This window comes from Polaromonas naphthalenivorans CJ2 (assembly GCF_000015505.1).
Taxonomy (GTDB): Bacteria; Pseudomonadota; Gammaproteobacteria; order Burkholderiales; family Burkholderiaceae_C; genus Polaromonas; species Polaromonas naphthalenivorans.
On the sequence record NC_008781.1, the window covers coordinates 3,979,776 to 3,995,045 of the forward strand.

Here is a 15,270-nt window from a genome sequence, read left to right on the forward strand (position 1 = left end):
TATTAAAACAATAGCTGTCCATGCATGCTGGCATTGCGCAAAAGGCCTATTCAATCACTCTTTTGCATGCCCACGGGCGCTCATTCAACGGCATCCTTGTTCGCAAGGGTGAAGCGTGCCAACGCCGGCTTTGTGTCCGCGTAACATAAGTTAACATTCCTCACAGATTTTCAGAGCAGCCTTGTTTGGGCTGCCTTGCTGGATGCATTGGATTCAAGTCCAGCCTGACGAGCCGCTTCATTTTTTCAACCTTTTTCCTTGCCGCCCATGGAACTCAGCGCTGAATCCGTCCTTGCCCTGGCGCCCGACGCCGCCTCGGCCAAAGCCGCCAACGGGCTGGTAAAACCGGCGAAGTGGCCCACGCTTGGGGCCAATGACACGGCCATCTGGGGCGAATGCCAGGGCAGCGGCAGCTGGCCCTACCAGACGCAGGTCGATCTGTCGGGGCCGACCTTCAAATGCTCCTGCCCGAGCCGCAAGTTTCCCTGCAAGCACGGGCTGGCACTGCTGCTGCTGCGCGCACGGGACGCTACGCTGTTCCAGGGCAACGCGCCGCCGGCCTGGGTCGCCGACTGGCTCAGCGCGCGCACCGAACGGGTGCAGAAAAAGCAGGAAAAACAAGACAAGCAGCGCGAACAGGCCGCCAGCTCCGCCGCGCCCAGCGCCGCCGCCCTGAAGACCGAGCAGCAGCGCTGGACGCGCATGAGCGCTGGCGCGGGCGAGCTGCAGCAGTGGCTGCTCGACCAGGTCGCGCACGGGCTGGGCAGCCTGGGTCCGCACAGCCGGGACACCTGGGAAACCATGGCCGCCCGGCTGGTCGATGCCAAGGCGCCCGGACTCGGGCAGCGGCTGATCGCTGCAGCAGCCGGCTTGATGCAGGGCGCGAACTGGCCCGAAAAAACGCTGCGCCAACTCGGCATGCTGCAGCTGGCCTGCGAAGCCGTGACGCGGCGCGGCGATTTAAGCGACACGGCCAGCGCCGACTTGCGCATCATGCTCGGCTGGCCGCTGGACAAGGACGCGGTGCTGGCGCAGTCACCTGCGGTGGTCGATGAGTGGCTGGTGCTGGGCGTGATCCAGGAAGAGCGCGACAACCGGCTGCTGGAGCGCCGCGTCTGGCTGCAGGGCCTGCGCAGCGGGCGGCGCGCGCTGCTGCTGGACCATGCCTTCGGCGGCCAGGGCTTTGAGCAAAGCTGGCTCTGCGGTGCAGCGCAGCCAGCCGCGCTGGCGTTTTACCCCAGCGCCGCGCCCCTGCGCGCGCTGGTGGCCGGTGGCGCGGACGCCAGCGCGGGCACGGACGTAGCGCCAGCGCCAGCCTCAATGCCAATGCAAGCCTCAGCGCCCAACGCGCAGGCCGGCGCAAGCGCTGATGACGAATGGCGCGCCATCGCCGAGCGCATCGCTGGCAACCCGTGGATTCCGCTGCATCCGCTGCGCTGCCAGCAGGCGATTGCCTGCCGCGACAGCGACACGTTCAGCCTGCACTGGGCCGGCCAGCAGCTGCGCCTGCAGGTGAGCGAAGCCGCCGGCTGGGCGCTGCTGGCCCTGAGTGGCGGCCACCCCATCGCCGTGATGGGAGAGTGGGACGGCGAGGCGCTGCGCCCGCTGTCGGCGCAAGGCCCGGACGGCGTGTGGAACTGGAGCCCCCTATGAGCAACCCGAGCAATCCCTCACCCGCCACGCACTGGCAAAGCCTGCTGCCCGCCGCCATGGTCGGCACCGAAAAAATGGCCTTTACCGCCCCCGCCCTGAGCGGCCCAGTGGGCGCGCTGCTGGCGCAGATCGAGGCGCAGCAGGCCGCGCAGCCGGCGCTGGCGCAGCCGGCGCTGGCGCTGCTGCAGATGGCCGGCGTGCTGGCGGTGTGCGAGCGCGCCGCCCGGCAGGGCCAGGCCAGCGCCGCGTCCGCCCCCAACAGCGCCGCGCCCGAAACCGCGCCAGCGCTGCACGCCAAAGGCCTGCAGCTCAGCCTGCGCTGGGCGCTGGCCGAAGCGCCGCCCCGGCTGCAGATTGAACTGCTGCAGCGCCTGAGCGCCGCCGGCCTGCGCCTGCCCACCGGGCTGCTGGCGCTGGCGCTCGAAGCCGGGCAGCGCAGCGTGGCCCTGCGCCCGGCGCTGCTGCCCGTGCTGGGCGAGCGCGGCATGTGGCTGGCGCGGCATAACAGTTACTGGCGCTACGCCAGCGGCACGGCGGCCAGCGCGCCGCTGGAAACCCGCTGGTCCGAAGGCAGCCTGGCGCAGCGCGTCGAGTTGCTGCGCGAGCAACGCCAGCTTGATCCGGCCAGCGCCCGCGAACGCCTAAAAACCGCCCTGCCCGACCTGCCCGCCAAGGACCGCGCCGAACTTGCCGCCGTGCTGATCGAAGGCTTGTCGATGGACGATGAGGCGCTGCTCGTTGCCCTGTGCAAAGACCGGGGCGCCGACGTGCGGCAAACCGCCCGCGCCCTGCTGGTGCAGCTGCCCGACAGCGCCCAGACCCAGCGCGCCATCGCCCGGCTGCAGCCTTGCCTGGAAAAGCCCTCCACCCTGAAAAGCCTGCTGGGCGCGAAATGGAAAATCCAGGCCCCGGAGGCCGCCGGCGACGACTGGAAAGCCGATGGCCTCGAAGCCGAGCGCCCCAAGTTTGAGACCATGGGCGAGCGCGCCTGGTGGCTCTACCAGCTGGCGCGGCAGGTGCCGCTGGACTGGTGGACGCAGCACACCGGCCTGACGCCCGATGCGCTGGTGCAATGGGCCGCCAAGGGAGACTGGAACGAGGCGCTGGTGCGCGCCTGGCTCGACGTGCTGCGCACCGCGCCCGACGCCGCCTGGTGCCGGGCATTTCTGGACCACTGGCCCGGCAAGGCACTGAAGCAAACGTCCGCCGTCGTGCTGGCCCTGCTGCCGCCCGCCCAGCGCGAGCCTTACTGGATGCAGACGCTGCAGCAGATCAGCCCCAAGAATGTGGACGGCTTCACCCAGCTCATCAACCAGATTCTGCAGGCCTGCCCGCCCGGCGAACAGGTCTCGCCGGCCCTGTCCGGGCTGCTGCTGGAAAAGCTGCCGCTCTACCTGAAAAAGTACTACATCGACGCCTCGCTGGCCGAGCTGTGCTGCGTGCTGCATTCCGACATGCTGCCCGGCCTGGTGCGGCCCCCGTCCGAAGACGACCCGCTGGCCTACGCGCTGCGAAACCATCAGCCGGTGATTGCGGCCCGCCGCGCCTTTTCCAACCTGACCCCCGCCGTAATCCCTTCCTGAGAATGAGAAGCCCCATGACCCAACCTGAAACCCTGCGCCAGCATGCCGAACAAGAATTCGCCCACGAACTCGACGAGCTGAAAAAGCACGACCGCCACGAGCGCCCGGCCAACTGGCTGCTGTCGCCCTGGGCCGTCGTCGCCTACCTGATGGGCGACAAGCTCGACAACGGCTTTCAGGTCAGCGCCAAGTACATCGGCAGCCGCCGGCTGATGGAAATCGCCGTCGCCACGCTGGCCACCGACCGCGCGCTGCTGCTCTACGGTGTGCCGGGCACGGCCAAGTCGTGGGTGTCCGAGCACCTGGCCGCCGCCGTCAGCGGCAATTCCACGCTCTTGATTCAGGGCACGGCCGGCACCAGCGAAGAGCAGTTGCGCTACGGCTGGAACTACGCCCAGTTGCTGGCCAACGGCCCGTCCGACAAGGCGCTGGTGCCCAGCCCGCTGATGAACGCCATGCGCGCCGGCAAGATCGCCCGCGTCGAGGAACTCACGCGCATCCCGGCCGACGTGCAGGATTCCTTGATCACCGTGCTGTCGGAAAAGACCCTGCCGATTCCCGAACTCGGCTCCGAAGTGCAGGCCACGCGCGGCTTCAGCGTGATTGCCACGGCCAACAACCGCGACAAGGGCGTGAACGAGCTGTCGGCGGCGCTGAAACGCCGCTTCAACACCGTCGTGCTGCCGGTGCCGTCCTCGGAAGACGAGGAAGTCGCCATCGTCGTCAAGCGCGTGAGCGAAATGGGCCGCTCGCTGCAGCTGCCGGCCGAGCCGCCGGCGCTCAAGGAAGTGCGCCGCATCGTGCAGATTTTCCGCGAGCTGCGCAGCGGCCGCACCGCCGACGGCAAGACGCAGATCAAGTCGCCCAGTTCGTCGCTGTCGTCGGCCGAGGCGATTTCGGTGATCAACAACGGCATGGCGCTGGCCGGGCATTTCGGCGACGGCGTGCTGCACCCGCGCGACGTGGCCGCCGGGCTGATAGGCGCGGTGATCAAGGACCCGGTGCAGGACACCGTGGTCTGGAAGGAATACCTCGAAATCGTCGTGAAGGAGCGCGAGGACTGGAAGCCGCTGTACCGGGCTTGCATGGAACTGGAATGAGCGCGAACCCCGTCCACTACTTCGGCATTCGCCACCACGGACCGGGCTGCGCCCGCAGCCTGCTGCGCGCCTTTGACGCCCTGCAGCCCGACTGCGTACTGGTCGAAGGCCCGCCCGACGCCGAGGGCGTGCTGGCCGCGCTGCTGTCCGAGCAGATGCAGCCGCCGGTTGCACTGCTCAGCTATTGCCCGGACGAGCCGCAGCGGGCGGTTTACCACCCGTTCGCCGTGTTCTCGCCCGAGTGGCAGGCGCTGCGCTGGGCGCTGCTGCATCAGGTGCCGGTGCGCTTCATCGACCTGCCGGTGATGCACCAGATGGCGCTGGACAAGGCCCGCGAAGCCGCCGAGGCCGATGCCGAGGTCGAAGAAGCGCAAGCCCACGCCGCCAGCAAAACCGAAACAGCGCACGCCCCGCAAATGCCCGCCGCGCCCGCCGACGCCGCTACAGCCGAGGCCGCCAGCACCGTTGAAAACGCCGCCGAGGCGGCCGACGCCAGCGCCGCCGTCCTGCCCGATCCGCAAAATCCCCAGGACGCCCCCGCCTACCGCACCGACCCGCTGAACTGGCTCGCCCAGGCCGCCGGCCACGCCGATGGCGAAAGCTGGTGGAACCACACCGTCGAGGAGCGCGGCGACGGCGAAGAACTCTTTGCCGCCATCGCCGAAGCCATGACCGCCCTGCGCGCCGACCTGGGCGAACAAGCCGAGGAGCGCAACCCGGACAACGCCAGGCGCGAACTGCTGCGCGAAGCCCACATGCGCCAGCGCATCCGCGACGCCGTCAAGCAAGGCCACCAGCGCATCGCCGTGGTCTGCGGCGCGTGGCACCTGGGCGGGCTGCAGGCCGCCACCAAAGCCAGCGCGGACGCCACGCTGCTCAAGGGCCTGCCCAAGCTCAAGGTGCAATCGACCTGGGTGCCGTGGACTTATCGCCACCTGACCAGCGCCAGCGGCTACGGCGCGGGCATCGAGGCGCCCGGCTGGTACGAGCATTTGTGGCTCTGCGGCCAGCAGGCCGAAGCGAATCCGTCAGCGCCGCCAGCCCGCACCATCGGCTGGCTGGCGCGCATCGCCCGGCTGATGCGCGAGCGCGACCTCGATTGCTCGTCGGCGCACCTGATCGAAACCGCCCGGCTGGCCGACACGCTGGCCGCGCTGCGCCAGCGCCCGCAACCCGGCCTGGAAGAACTGCACGAAGCCACGCGCACCGTGCTGACGCTGGGCGATGGGTCTGTTCTGCACTTCATCAACGACGCGCTGCTGGTCGGCCAGAAAATGGGCCAGGTGCCGCCCGACGTGCCCACCGTGCCGCTGCAAAAAGACCTGGAGCAGCAGCAAAAATCCCTGCGCCTGAAAGCCGAAGCGTTCGAGCGCACGCTGGACCTGGACCTGCGCCAGCCCAACGATTTGGCGCGCAGCCACCTGCTGCACCGCCTGACCCTGATCGGCATCCCGTGGGGACGCATCAGCGGCACCGGCCGCTCGGCGCGCGGCACCTTCCATGAAGTCTGGTCGCTGCAATGGCAGCCCGAATTCGTCATGAAGCTGATCGAGGCCAGCCCCTGGGGCCACAGCCTGCAGGCCGCCGCCACCGCGCGCAGCCTGGACCGTGCGCACAAGGCGGCGACGCTGGGCGAGCTGTCGGAGCTGGTCAATCAGGCGCTGCTGGCCGATCTGGGCGACGCCGTGCAGGCCATCAGCCGCATCTTGGAAAACCGCGCCGCCGTCAGCGGCGACACGCTACAGCTCCTCGAAGCCCTGCCGCCGCTGGCCAACGTGTTTCGCTACGGCAATGTGCGCCAGACCGACACCGGGCTGATCGCGCACATGCTCGACAGCCTGATCCTGCGCGCCGCCATCGCCCTGCCGCTGGCCTGCTCGGCGCTGAACGACGACGCCGCCCAGACGCTGCGCGGCAACATCATCGCCGCCCACGGCGCGATTGCCCTGCGCGACGCCGAAGAACAGACCCAGGCCTGGCAACGCGCCCTGCGCCAGGTCGCCGCCAGCAGCCAGACGCACGAATTGCTGCAAGGACTGGCCGGCCGCCTGCTGCTCGACGCCCATATCTGGGAACCCGCCGACGCGGCGCAGGCGCTGTCGCTGCACCTGTCCAGCGGCGCAGAACCGCTCAAGGCCGCCGCGTGGCTGGAAGGCTTTTTGAACCGCAATGCGCTGGTGCTGCTGCACGACGCGGCGCTGTGGCAACTGGTGGACGACTGGCTGTGCGGGCTGGGCGAAGAACACTTCGTGCATATCCTGCCGCTGGTGCGGCGCACGTTTTCGACCTTCAGCGCGAGTGAGAGGAGTGATTTGGGCCAGCGGGCGCGGCAGGGGGTGCGGCCTGTGCAGGCGGTTGCCAGCGCGCCCGGCTGGGATGAGGAACTGGCGGCTTTGCCGCTGCCGTTTTTGAGGACTATTTTGGGAGTTGAGGTGTGAGCGGGTGCTAACTTGCTTGCTATATTTGGAACAGAAGCCACTTTCCGGTACGCGACCATTCAGTAACGCACACATAAACGTGACACCATGAAAGCAGTTGTTAAAAAATGATCTCGTTAGAGATAGAGGACACGTTAGAAAACTTTTGGCCTCATGATATTCATAATTTTGGAACTTGGGTCAAGCTGATGATTGGTCCTGACAATGAGGTCGGTGCTGAATATTTTGATATTTTTGTTTGCACACCAGATTGGCTTAAGACCGAGTGTCTGAAGCATGGATTTGTCTGGGAACGCCATATACTGATTATCGACGAGTACGATCTTAATAATATAACTGCAAAGATATGTTGGCGAATTGATAGATGTTCTGGCAATACTTGGTCGGAAACCAGTTTAAATATTAGCAAGTACGCTGCATGGGAATTTGAAGACGTTGAAGTGCTCAGTCAAAAAATATGACCTTTGTGCGGCGCAGCATCTTTACAAATTATCAAAATGCGACTGCAAGCCGAGTATACAGCAAGTAATTTTCATTTGAAAAATAAAAACCAATGTTTACTCAAATATGCACACCTTGATTTTGTGCTTACTCAAACAATAAAAAACAATCCTCAACTACTTGACCGCATAAATATATACGCATATTAATCACCAAGTTTTCAGCTTCTTGTTAATAAGAATGCAAACATAATTTATTTTCCAGAATAAAGCACCAATTATCTTTACCTCCACGCTCAAAATCATTCCCGGAGTCACCCCATGAGCGAATCTACTTTCCCCCCAGCCTCTCCGTCCCTTCCCGACGAAGCCCGCCTGCGCCGCTGGCGCCTCGTGCTGGGCGGCGAAGCCGAAAGCAGTTGCGGCAAGCTCTCGGGCGCGCCGGCTGAAATGGACCAGGCGCTGTCCGCCCTCTACGACGCCGACGGCAAGAACGGCCTGGGCCGCAGCAGCAGCCGCCAGGGCGGGCGCGGTGGCTCGGCGCCCAGCGTGGCGCGCTGGCTGGGCGACATCCGCAAATACTTTCCCAGCTCCGTCGTGCAGGTCATGCAGCACGACGCGCTGGAGCGGCTGAACCTGCGCGACATGCTGCTGCAGCCCGAAATGCTGGAGAGCGTCCAGCCCGACGTGCATCTGGTCGCCAGCCTGATTTCGCTCTCGCGCGTGATTCCCGCCACCACCAAGGAAACCGCCCGCATGGTGGTGCGCAAGGTGGTCGAGGCGCTGCTGAAAAAGCTCGAAGAGCCGATGCGCTCGGCGGTGAGCGGTGCGCTCGACCGCAGCCAGCGCAACCGCCGCCCGCGCCACAGCGAGATCGACTGGAACCGCACCATCCGCGCCAACCTCAAGCACTGGCAGCCCGACTACCGCACCATCGTGCCCGAGCGGCTGATCGGCTATGGCCGCAAGGCCCGCAGCCCGCAGCGCGAAGTCGTGCTGTGCATCGACCAGAGCGGCTCGATGGCCGCGTCGGTGGTGTATTCGAGCATCTTCGGCGCGGTAATGGCGTCGCTGCCGGCCGTGGCGACCAAGCTGGTGGTGTTCGACACCGCCATCGTCGATCTGACCGAGCAGCTCGACGACCCGGTGGAGCTGCTGTTCGGCGTGCAGCTGGGCGGCGGCACCGACATCAACGGCGCGGTGGGCTACTGCCAGTCGGTCATCCGCGAGCCGCGCAACACGATTCTGGTGTTGATTTCGGATTTGTACGAAGGCGGCGTGGAAGCGAATCTGCTGCGCCGCGCCGCCGAGCTGGTGGCCTCGGGCGTGCAGTTCATCACGCTGCTGGCGCTGAGCGACGAAGGCGCGCCGTCTTATGACCGCGCGCTGGCGGCCAAGCTGGCCGCGCTGGGCGTGCCGTCGTTCGCCTGCACGCCGGACGCCTTTCCGGGTTTGATGGCGGCGGCCATCCGCAAGGAAGACATCAACGCCTGGGCGGCTGGTCAGGGACTGCTGGCGACGCGGGGGCGCTGAAGCGGACGAAAATTTATGGAAAAAGTGCCTCTTGCGCAATAGGCACGGGCATAGCCAGCTATTAAATTCATAGTAACCAATCACCAATCACCATTAACCAAGGAAAAATCATGAGCATGGGCGCACGTTACATCGCGCTGCACAAGGACCGACTCAATGCGCTGCTGTCCGACCCGCAGGCATCTTTGAGCGCCTTTGTCTTTGATGACGCCAATCAGGCGCTCATCACCAGCTACAGCCTGGAGCAGGCGTGGGACGCCTTCCGCTGCCTGTTGGAAGACGACCTGCCCGAACTCAACGGGGGCGAGTTCTTGCAGGATGCCGATCTGGGCGAAGGCTGCTTTTTGATTTCCGCGCCGCAGGTGTCCAGCCTGGCGGAGCAACTGGCCGGCTTCAGCGCTGACGACCTGCGGGCGATGTTCGATTCGGAGCAGTTCCAGGCCGCTGATTTCTATTGGGAGAACGTCTGGAAAGAGAACTTCGAGGAGATTTCCGAAATGTTTGCCGGGCTGGTGACGTTTTTCGAGGGCGCGGCCAGTCGCGACGAGGCGATGCTTTTTTACGTGGGCTGACCGGAGCCAAAATCTGCCATGTACATTCCAAAACCCTTCGAAGAGTCGCGCCCGGAGGTGCTTCACGCATTCATCCGGCAGCATCCGCTGGCGACCCTCGTCATCAATGATGCCGAAGGCCTTGCCGCCGACCACATTCCCCTGCTGCTGCGCGCCGAAGCCGGGCCGTCGGGCAAGCTCCTTGGCCATGTGGCACGGTCCAATCCTTTATGGCAGAAAGCGGGCGATGGCATCCCGTGCCTGCTGGTGTTTCATGGCATTGACGGCTACATCTCGCCGAACGGCTATGCCAGCAAGCAGGAAACCGGCAAGGTCGTGCCCACCTGGAACTACGAGGTGGTTCATGTGCATGGAAAAGTCCGCGCCATTGACGACCCGGCCGCATTGATGGAGCTGCTGCAGGCACTGACCCAGGCGCATGAGGCCGATCAGCCGGCGCCCTGGAAAATCGCCGATGCCCCGCCGGACTATATCGAGCGCCTGCTGCAGGCGATTGTTGGCATCGAAGTGGAAATTGAGCGCATCGCAGGCAAGGCCAAGCTCAGCCAGAACCAGCCCGCGTCGAATCAACAATCCCTGGTCAATGCGCTGCAGGGCCGCGATGACCGGGCGTCGCAGGCAATGGCCAAGGCCATTCAGGAGCGTGGCGGCGCACAGGCCTGAGAGTTGCGGCAATCAGGCCAGGCGCCCCATGCGATGGGCCAGCTCGACCGCTGAATTCACGCGCAGCTTTTCAAAGATATTGGCCCGGTGGAACTCCACCGTGCGCGGGGTGATGCCCAGGTGCTCGGCGATGTTCTTGTTGTAGTGGCCTTGCAGCAGCTGGTCCAGCACCTCGCGCTCGCGCGCGCTGAGCGCGGCCAGGGACTGCTGGAACAGCAGGCGCTCCTGCGAGTCGGCCTGCAGGGCGAGCGCGGCCTGGCGGGCGGCTTCGACCTTATCGACCAGCAGGTTGTTCTGGAACGGTTTTTCCAGGAAATCCCAGGCGCCGTTCTTGACCGCCGCCACGGCCATGCTCATCTCGCCGTGGCCGGTCAGGAAAAGCACCGGCCAGGGCCAGCCCATGGCCTTGAGCTGCTCGAACGTGGCCAGGCCGGACAGCGGCTCCATGCGGATGTCCAGCAGCACCACGCAGCATTCCCACATGGGATTGCCGGGGCGCAAGGACTGCAGGAACATGTCGCCGCCGCTCCAGCTGCGCGTCGGCAGCCCGCGCGAGTCCAGCAGCCAGGCCAGGCCGTCGCGGAAGTCGGCATCGTCATCGACGATGTGAACGGTGGGGTTCATGGGTTTGCAGGGGCTTTCAGGAGTTACGGGGTCAAGGGCAGCCAGACCGTAAATTGTGCGCCGTTCAGCTCGTCGCTGGTGGCGACATCGATGCGGCCGTGGTGCGCTTCGATGATGGAGCGGCAGATCGACAGCCCCATGCCCATGCCGCCGGTTTTCTGGCTGGCAAAGGCGTCAAAGATGCGGTTGCGCTGCTCAGGGGGAACGCCCGGGCCGCTGTCTTCCACCCGGATGCCCGCCAGGCCGCCGTCCTGCTCCAGGCTGATGCGCACGCGGGCCGGGCGCTGGCCGCCGTGGACGGCCCATTCGGTGGCGTTGAGCACCAGGTTGTGCAGCGCGTGCTCCAGCAGCAGCGCGTCGGCGGGCAAGGTCAGCGGCTGCTCCGGCAGGCGCAATTGCAGCTCCAGGCCGTCCGGCAGCGGCACCTGGCCCGCGACGCGCGCGATGAATTCATTGAGCGCCAGCGGCTGCAAGCTCATTTCCTGCCGCCGGGCGAAGGCGTTGACGCGCTGGATCACGCGCCCGGCCTTTTCCGCCAGGCGCTCCATGCGCTCGACCACGGGCGTGACTTCCGCCAGCGTCAAGGTGCCGGCGCGCATCCGGTTGAGCAGGCCGTTGGCAAAGCTGCTGAGCGCGCCCAGGGGCTGGTTGAGTTCGTGCGCCAGGGTCGAGGCCACCTCGCCGACCGCAATCAGGCGGCCGGAGGCTTCGAGCAGCTCCTGCCGGCGCGCGGCCAGCCGCTCGACGCGCTTGCGCTCGGTGATGTCCAGCACCGAGCCCATCCAGCCAATCACCCGGCCATCGCCCAGCGTCAGCGGCGCGCCATGCGCCAGCACATCGAGCAGATGGCCCTGGCTGTGGCGCAGCTGCATCTCGACGCCGACCTGCTGCGCCATGGGCAGGCGCGCGCTTTGCAGCAGCAACTCGAATTCATCGCCCTGCCCGGCCGGCCAGTAGGGCATCGCCTCCGCATGGCCGAGGATGTCGCTGGGCGCCAGGCCCACCATGCGGCAAAAGGTCTGGTTGGCGTAGAGCAGTCGCCCGTCGGGGTTCCAGGCGCGCAGGCCGAGCGTGACCGAGCGCTCCATGGCGGTGCGCAGCGCCATCTGGGTTTGCAGCTGCGATTCGGCCCGCTGGCGCCGGGCGGTGTCGCGCCGCAAAAAATAAAGCGCCACCACCATGCCCGCCAGGCAGGCCAGCGCGATGCCGAAAAAGATGCGCGGCGCCAGGGCCGGGCGGCTGTTCAACGCGTCAACCCGCAAGCGCAAGGGTGCGCCCGGCAGGTTGACGGGCGCGACGTAAAGCGACGGTTTGTCCGGCGGTGCAGCAGCGACAGGAAGGGCATCGGCGTCCAGCGCCACGGCGTGGTCCTTGAAGAACCAGGGCGGAATCACGCTGTCCAGCAGCCGGTCGAAGCGGATGGCGGCCACGTAGTCGCCCAGGAAACGGTCGCGCTCGAACACCGGAACCGCCAGCCACAGCATCTGCACCGCAGAGTCGCCGGCCTGCGGCAAGGGGCCGGCATAGGCCGCGCGCTGCAGGCCCCGGGTGGTCTTGAGCATGGCGGAAAGCGCTTCGGCGCTGTCGGGATGCCGCGCTGCGGACTGCAGGAACGGCGGCCAGGCGGCAACAGCGGGCTGCCGGTCCGCCGCCAGCCAGCCATGCCAGGCGATGGCCTGCGCGCTTCTCCAGAGCTGCCCGCCCGGCAGCGCGGGCGGCGCCGGCTCCTCGCTGCGCTGCACCTGCAGCGCCAGCACCCCCAGGTCGGCCTCCAGGCGGCGCAGGTGAAAGCGCACGGTCTGGTCCAGCCACTGGGCATCGGCGGTGCGGCGGCGGTCTTCTTCCTGCGCCTCCACCGTGCGCAGGAACAGCGCCAGCAGCACGATGGACACGGTGACCAGCAGCAGCATGCCGACCAGCCAGGCCATGGCGCGGCGGTTCAGCACCGACAGCTGGCGGGTGTCCAGGTCGAGGACCGCGAAGTCGATGGAGGGCTCGGTCATGGGGAGGGAATGCTTTTGAGTAGCATAGCGGACATGCACGGCTTCAAGGGCTTCAACTGGATCAACCGCAGGCGGCTGGCCTGGAGCGCCTGCCTGCTGCTGGCTGGCGCGGCTCTGGCGGCGCCGCAAAAGGCGCCCGCGCCGGTGCTGATCCGCTTCTCGCATGTGGTGGCGCACGACACGCCCAAGGGGCAGATGGCGCTACGCTTCAAGGCGCTGGTGCAAGCGCGCTCGGGCGGGCGCCTGCGGGTCGAGGTGTATCCCGACTCCCAGCTGTATGGCGATGACGACGAGATGGAAGCCCTGCAGTTGGGCGCCGTCGAGATGCTGGCGCCTTCGCTGTCCAAGTTCGGCGCGGTGGGCGTCCCGGAGTTCGAGGTGTTTGACCTGCCTTTTTTGTTCCACGACCTGGCGCAGGTGCGCTGCGTCACGCAAGGCCCGACGGGCCGGCAACTGCTGGAGCGCCTGTCGCGCCAGCAAATGGTCGGGCTGGGTTTTCTGGACAACGGCTTCAAGCAGATGAGCGCCGGCCAGCCGGTGCAGAACCTGCAGGATTTCAGGGGGCTGCGCCTGCGCGTCCAGGCTTCGCGCGTGCTGACGGCGCAAATGCGCTCGCTGGGCGCCTACCCGGTGGTGCTGCCGTTTGACGAAACCCAGCGCGCCCTGGCGTCCGGGGTGGCCGATGGCGCGGAGAACCCGCTGTCCAACTTCCTGACGCAGCACCTGGACGCGGTCCAGCGCGACGTGACGCTGACCAGCCATGGCTACCTGGGTTATGCGGTGGTGTCCAATCCGCGTTTCTGGGCCAGCCTGGACGATGCCGACCGCAGCCTCCTGACGCTTGCGCTGAACGATGCCCTGGACGAAGGCAACCGCCTGTCTGCCCGGATGAACCAGCAGGCCCTGGCCACGCTGCGCGAATCCTCCGGCGTGCGGCTGCATGCGCTGTCGGCCGCGCAGCGCAGCGCCATGCGCCGCGCGGTGCAGCCGGCGTATGACGACTTCGAGCGCCGGGTCGGCCGGGCGCTGCTGCGCCAGGTGCAGCGCGACTGCCTGTTTCAAGACCAAGACCTAGGGTAAACCCGACTGTTGAACGCCACAGTAGGCGAGCCGGTGGCGGCTGCGTACCATACGCAGCGTTCCCGCCCAGCGGGCCGCCGGCTGGTTGTGCCCTGGAGACATAAAGGGAACCGCCAACTTTCCTTTCTTTCAACCCCCTTAGAGGCCATTGCCATGTCAAAGACAAACGCGCGCAAGCCGATTTACAAGTCACTTTACGTCCAGGTCCTGGCCGCCGTCACCATCGGCGTGCTGCTGGGACACTTTTCGCCCGAACTCGGCGCCCAGATGAAGCCGCTGGGCGACGGTTTCATCAAGCTGATCAAGATGATCATCGCGCCGATTATTTTCTGTACCGTCGTGATCGGCATTGCCGGCATGGAAGACATGAAAAAGGTCGGCAAGACCGGCGGCCTGGCGCTGCTGTACTTCGAAGTGATGTCCACGCTGGCGCTGGTCATCGGCCTGATCGTCGTCAACGTCCTGCAGCCCGGATCGGGAATGCACATCGACCCGGCGTCGCTGGACACCAAGTCCATCGCCGCCTACACCGCGCCCGGCAAGATGCAGGGCACGGTGGATTTTCTGCTCAACGTGATTCCCACCTCGGTGGTGGACGCGTTTGCCAAGGGCGAGATCCTGCAGGTGCTGCTGTTCTCGGTGCTGTTTGGCTTTGCGCTGCACAGGTTTGGCGGGCGCGGCACCATGGTGTTTGACTTCATCGAGAAGTTCTCGCATGTGCTGTTCGACATCGTCGGCATCATCATGAAGGTCGCGCCGATCGGTGCCTTCGGCGCCATGGCCTTCACCATCGGCAAGTACGGCCTGGGTTCGCTGTTTTCACTGGGCAAGCTGATGGGCGCGTTCTACCTGACCTGCCTGATCTTTGTGTTCGTGGTGCTGGGCATCGTGAGCCGGCTGCACGGCTTCAGCGTGTTCAAGTTCGTTCGCTACATCAAGGAAGAACTGCTGATCGTGCTGGGCACCTCGTCGTCCGAATCGGTGCTGCCGCGCATGATGGAAAAGCTCGAAAACCTGGGTGCGCGCAAGTCGGTGGTCGGGCTGGTGATTCCGACCGGCTATTCGTTCAACCTGGACGGCACGTCGATTTACCTGACCATGGCGGCGGTGTTCATCGCCCAGGCCACCGACACGCCGATGTCGCTGACGCAGCAGATCACCCTGCTGGCCGTGCTGATGCTGACTTCCAAGGGCGCGGCCGGCATCACCGGCAGCGGCTTCATCGTGCTGGCGGCTACCTTGTCTGCCGTGGGCGGCGTGCCGGTGGCTGGCCTGGCGCTGATTCTGGGGATTGACCGCTTCATGTCGGAAGCACGCGCGCTGACCAACCTGGTGGGCAACGGCGTGGCCACGCTGGTGGTGGCGAAGTGGACGGGCGACCTGGACATGCAGCGCCTGCACCAGGGGCTCGATCAGCCCAGCCTGCAGGAGTCGCAGGAACCCGAGGTCATCCTGGACCAGCAGGTCGCCCACATGGCGGTGGCGAAGTCCCACGGCTGAGCGGTTTCTTCCACTGTCCTATCCGGCCGGGGCGGCCCCTTTCAAAGGGACCGCCCGGGTTGATGGCAAAAGGCCGGCATG

Annotated in this window: 12 protein-coding genes; 10 read left to right on the forward strand and 2 right to left on the reverse strand. The window is 65.9% G+C overall.

The genetic code is table 11. From position 1 onward, the window contains the following. The first annotated feature begins 267 nt into the window (after nt 1-267). The 8 genes from PNAP_RS18685 (at nt 268) to PNAP_RS18715 (ending at nt 9,982) form a co-directional block, all read left to right on the forward strand. A complete protein-coding gene (locus PNAP_RS18685) occupies nt 268-1,653 on the forward strand; it encodes an SWIM zinc finger family protein (protein ID WP_011803099.1) in 1,386 nt (461 codons plus the stop codon). After that, a complete protein-coding gene (locus PNAP_RS25125) occupies nt 1,650-3,236 on the forward strand; it encodes a DUF5691 domain-containing protein (RefSeq protein WP_011803100.1) in 1,587 nt (528 codons plus the stop codon). Before PNAP_RS18685 ends, PNAP_RS25125 begins: the two co-directional genes overlap by 4 nt. 14 nt (nt 3,237-3,250) lie before the next feature. Next, nucleotides 3,251-4,336, forward strand: coding sequence for an ATP-binding protein (locus PNAP_RS18695; protein ID WP_041377452.1), 1,086 nt, complete (start codon nt 3,251-3,253; stop codon nt 4,334-4,336). Continuing rightward, nucleotides 4,333-6,774 carry a DUF5682 family protein gene (locus tag PNAP_RS18700; protein WP_011803102.1) on the forward strand — a complete coding sequence of 814 codons (2,442 nt, stop codon included), beginning with the start codon at nt 4,333-4,335 and terminating at the stop codon, nt 6,772-6,774. Before PNAP_RS18695 ends, PNAP_RS18700 begins: the two co-directional genes overlap by 4 nt. Nucleotides 6,775-6,881: 107 nt before the next feature. Further along, nucleotides 6,882-7,235 carry an immunity 8 family protein gene (locus PNAP_RS25885; RefSeq protein WP_011803103.1) on the forward strand — a complete coding sequence of 118 codons (354 nt, stop codon included), beginning with the start codon at nt 6,882-6,884 and terminating at the stop codon, nt 7,233-7,235. Between the two features lie 300 nt (nt 7,236-7,535). Further along, nucleotides 7,536-8,747 (forward strand): VWA domain-containing protein, encoded by a 1,212-nt coding sequence (locus tag PNAP_RS18705; RefSeq protein WP_011803104.1) that lies wholly within the window; start codon nt 7,536-7,538, stop codon nt 8,745-8,747. A gap of 110 nt (nt 8,748-8,857) precedes the next feature. Continuing rightward, complete coding sequence (locus tag PNAP_RS18710; protein ID WP_011803105.1) at nt 8,858-9,319, forward strand: DUF1877 family protein; 462 nt, start codon at nt 8,858-8,860, stop codon at nt 9,317-9,319. An 18-nt stretch (nt 9,320-9,337) separates the two neighbouring features. After that, nucleotides 9,338-9,982, forward strand: coding sequence for an FMN-binding negative transcriptional regulator (locus tag PNAP_RS18715; protein WP_011803106.1), 645 nt, complete (start codon nt 9,338-9,340; stop codon nt 9,980-9,982). 12 nt (nt 9,983-9,994) lie between these two features. Here the strand turns inward: PNAP_RS18715 and PNAP_RS18720 are convergent, their stop codons facing one another. Together PNAP_RS18720 and PNAP_RS18725 are read right to left on the reverse strand one after the other, a co-directional pair. Beyond that, nucleotides 9,995-10,606: a response regulator transcription factor gene (locus PNAP_RS18720; RefSeq protein WP_011803107.1), complete on the reverse strand. Its 612-nt coding sequence runs from the start codon at nt 10,604-10,606 to the stop codon at nt 9,995-9,997. Between the two features lie 23 nt (nt 10,607-10,629). After that, nucleotides 10,630-12,609 (reverse strand): sensor histidine kinase, encoded by a 1,980-nt coding sequence (locus tag PNAP_RS18725; protein WP_011803108.1) that lies wholly within the window; start codon nt 12,607-12,609, stop codon nt 10,630-10,632. 9 nt (nt 12,610-12,618) lie between these two features. Here PNAP_RS18725 and PNAP_RS18730 point away from each other — a divergent pair, with 9 nt between their 5' ends. Further along, entirely contained in the window at nt 12,619-13,689 is a 1,071-nt protein-coding gene (locus PNAP_RS18730) for a DctP family TRAP transporter solute-binding subunit (protein WP_408633719.1), read from the forward strand. 153 nt (nt 13,690-13,842) lie between these two features. Next, nucleotides 13,843-15,189 carry a dicarboxylate/amino acid:cation symporter gene (locus PNAP_RS18735; protein ID WP_011803110.1) on the forward strand — a complete coding sequence of 449 codons (1,347 nt, stop codon included), beginning with the start codon at nt 13,843-13,845 and terminating at the stop codon, nt 15,187-15,189. Nucleotides 15,190-15,270: the final 81 nt, after the last annotated feature.

Bases quoted from the DNA above. Each gene is read 5' to 3' on its own strand.
- PNAP_RS18685 (WP_011803099.1), top strand. From the start codon at position 268: ATGGAACTCAGCGCTGAATCCGTCCTTGCCCTGGCGCCCGACGCCGCC.
- PNAP_RS25125 (WP_011803100.1), top strand. From the start codon at position 1,650: ATGAGCAACCCGAGCAATCCCTCACCCGCCACGCACTGGCAAAGCCTG.
- PNAP_RS18695 (WP_041377452.1), top strand. From the start codon at position 3,251: ATGACCCAACCTGAAACCCTGCGCCAGCATGCCGAACAAGAATTCGCC.
- PNAP_RS18700 (WP_011803102.1), top strand. From the start codon at position 4,333: ATGAGCGCGAACCCCGTCCACTACTTCGGCATTCGCCACCACGGACCG.
- PNAP_RS25885 (WP_011803103.1), top strand. From the start codon at position 6,882: ATGATCTCGTTAGAGATAGAGGACACGTTAGAAAACTTTTGGCCTCAT.
- PNAP_RS18705 (WP_011803104.1), top strand. From the start codon at position 7,536: ATGAGCGAATCTACTTTCCCCCCAGCCTCTCCGTCCCTTCCCGACGAA.
- PNAP_RS18710 (WP_011803105.1), top strand. From the start codon at position 8,858: ATGAGCATGGGCGCACGTTACATCGCGCTGCACAAGGACCGACTCAAT.
- PNAP_RS18715 (WP_011803106.1), top strand. From the start codon at position 9,338: ATGTACATTCCAAAACCCTTCGAAGAGTCGCGCCCGGAGGTGCTTCAC.
- PNAP_RS18720 (WP_011803107.1), bottom strand. From the start codon at position 10,606: ATGAACCCCACCGTTCACATCGTCGATGACGATGCCGACTTCCGCGAC.
- PNAP_RS18725 (WP_011803108.1), bottom strand. From the start codon at position 12,609: ATGACCGAGCCCTCCATCGACTTCGCGGTCCTCGACCTGGACACCCGC.
- PNAP_RS18730 (WP_408633719.1), top strand. From the start codon at position 12,619: ATGCTTTTGAGTAGCATAGCGGACATGCACGGCTTCAAGGGCTTCAAC.
- PNAP_RS18735 (WP_011803110.1), top strand. From the start codon at position 13,843: ATGTCAAAGACAAACGCGCGCAAGCCGATTTACAAGTCACTTTACGTC.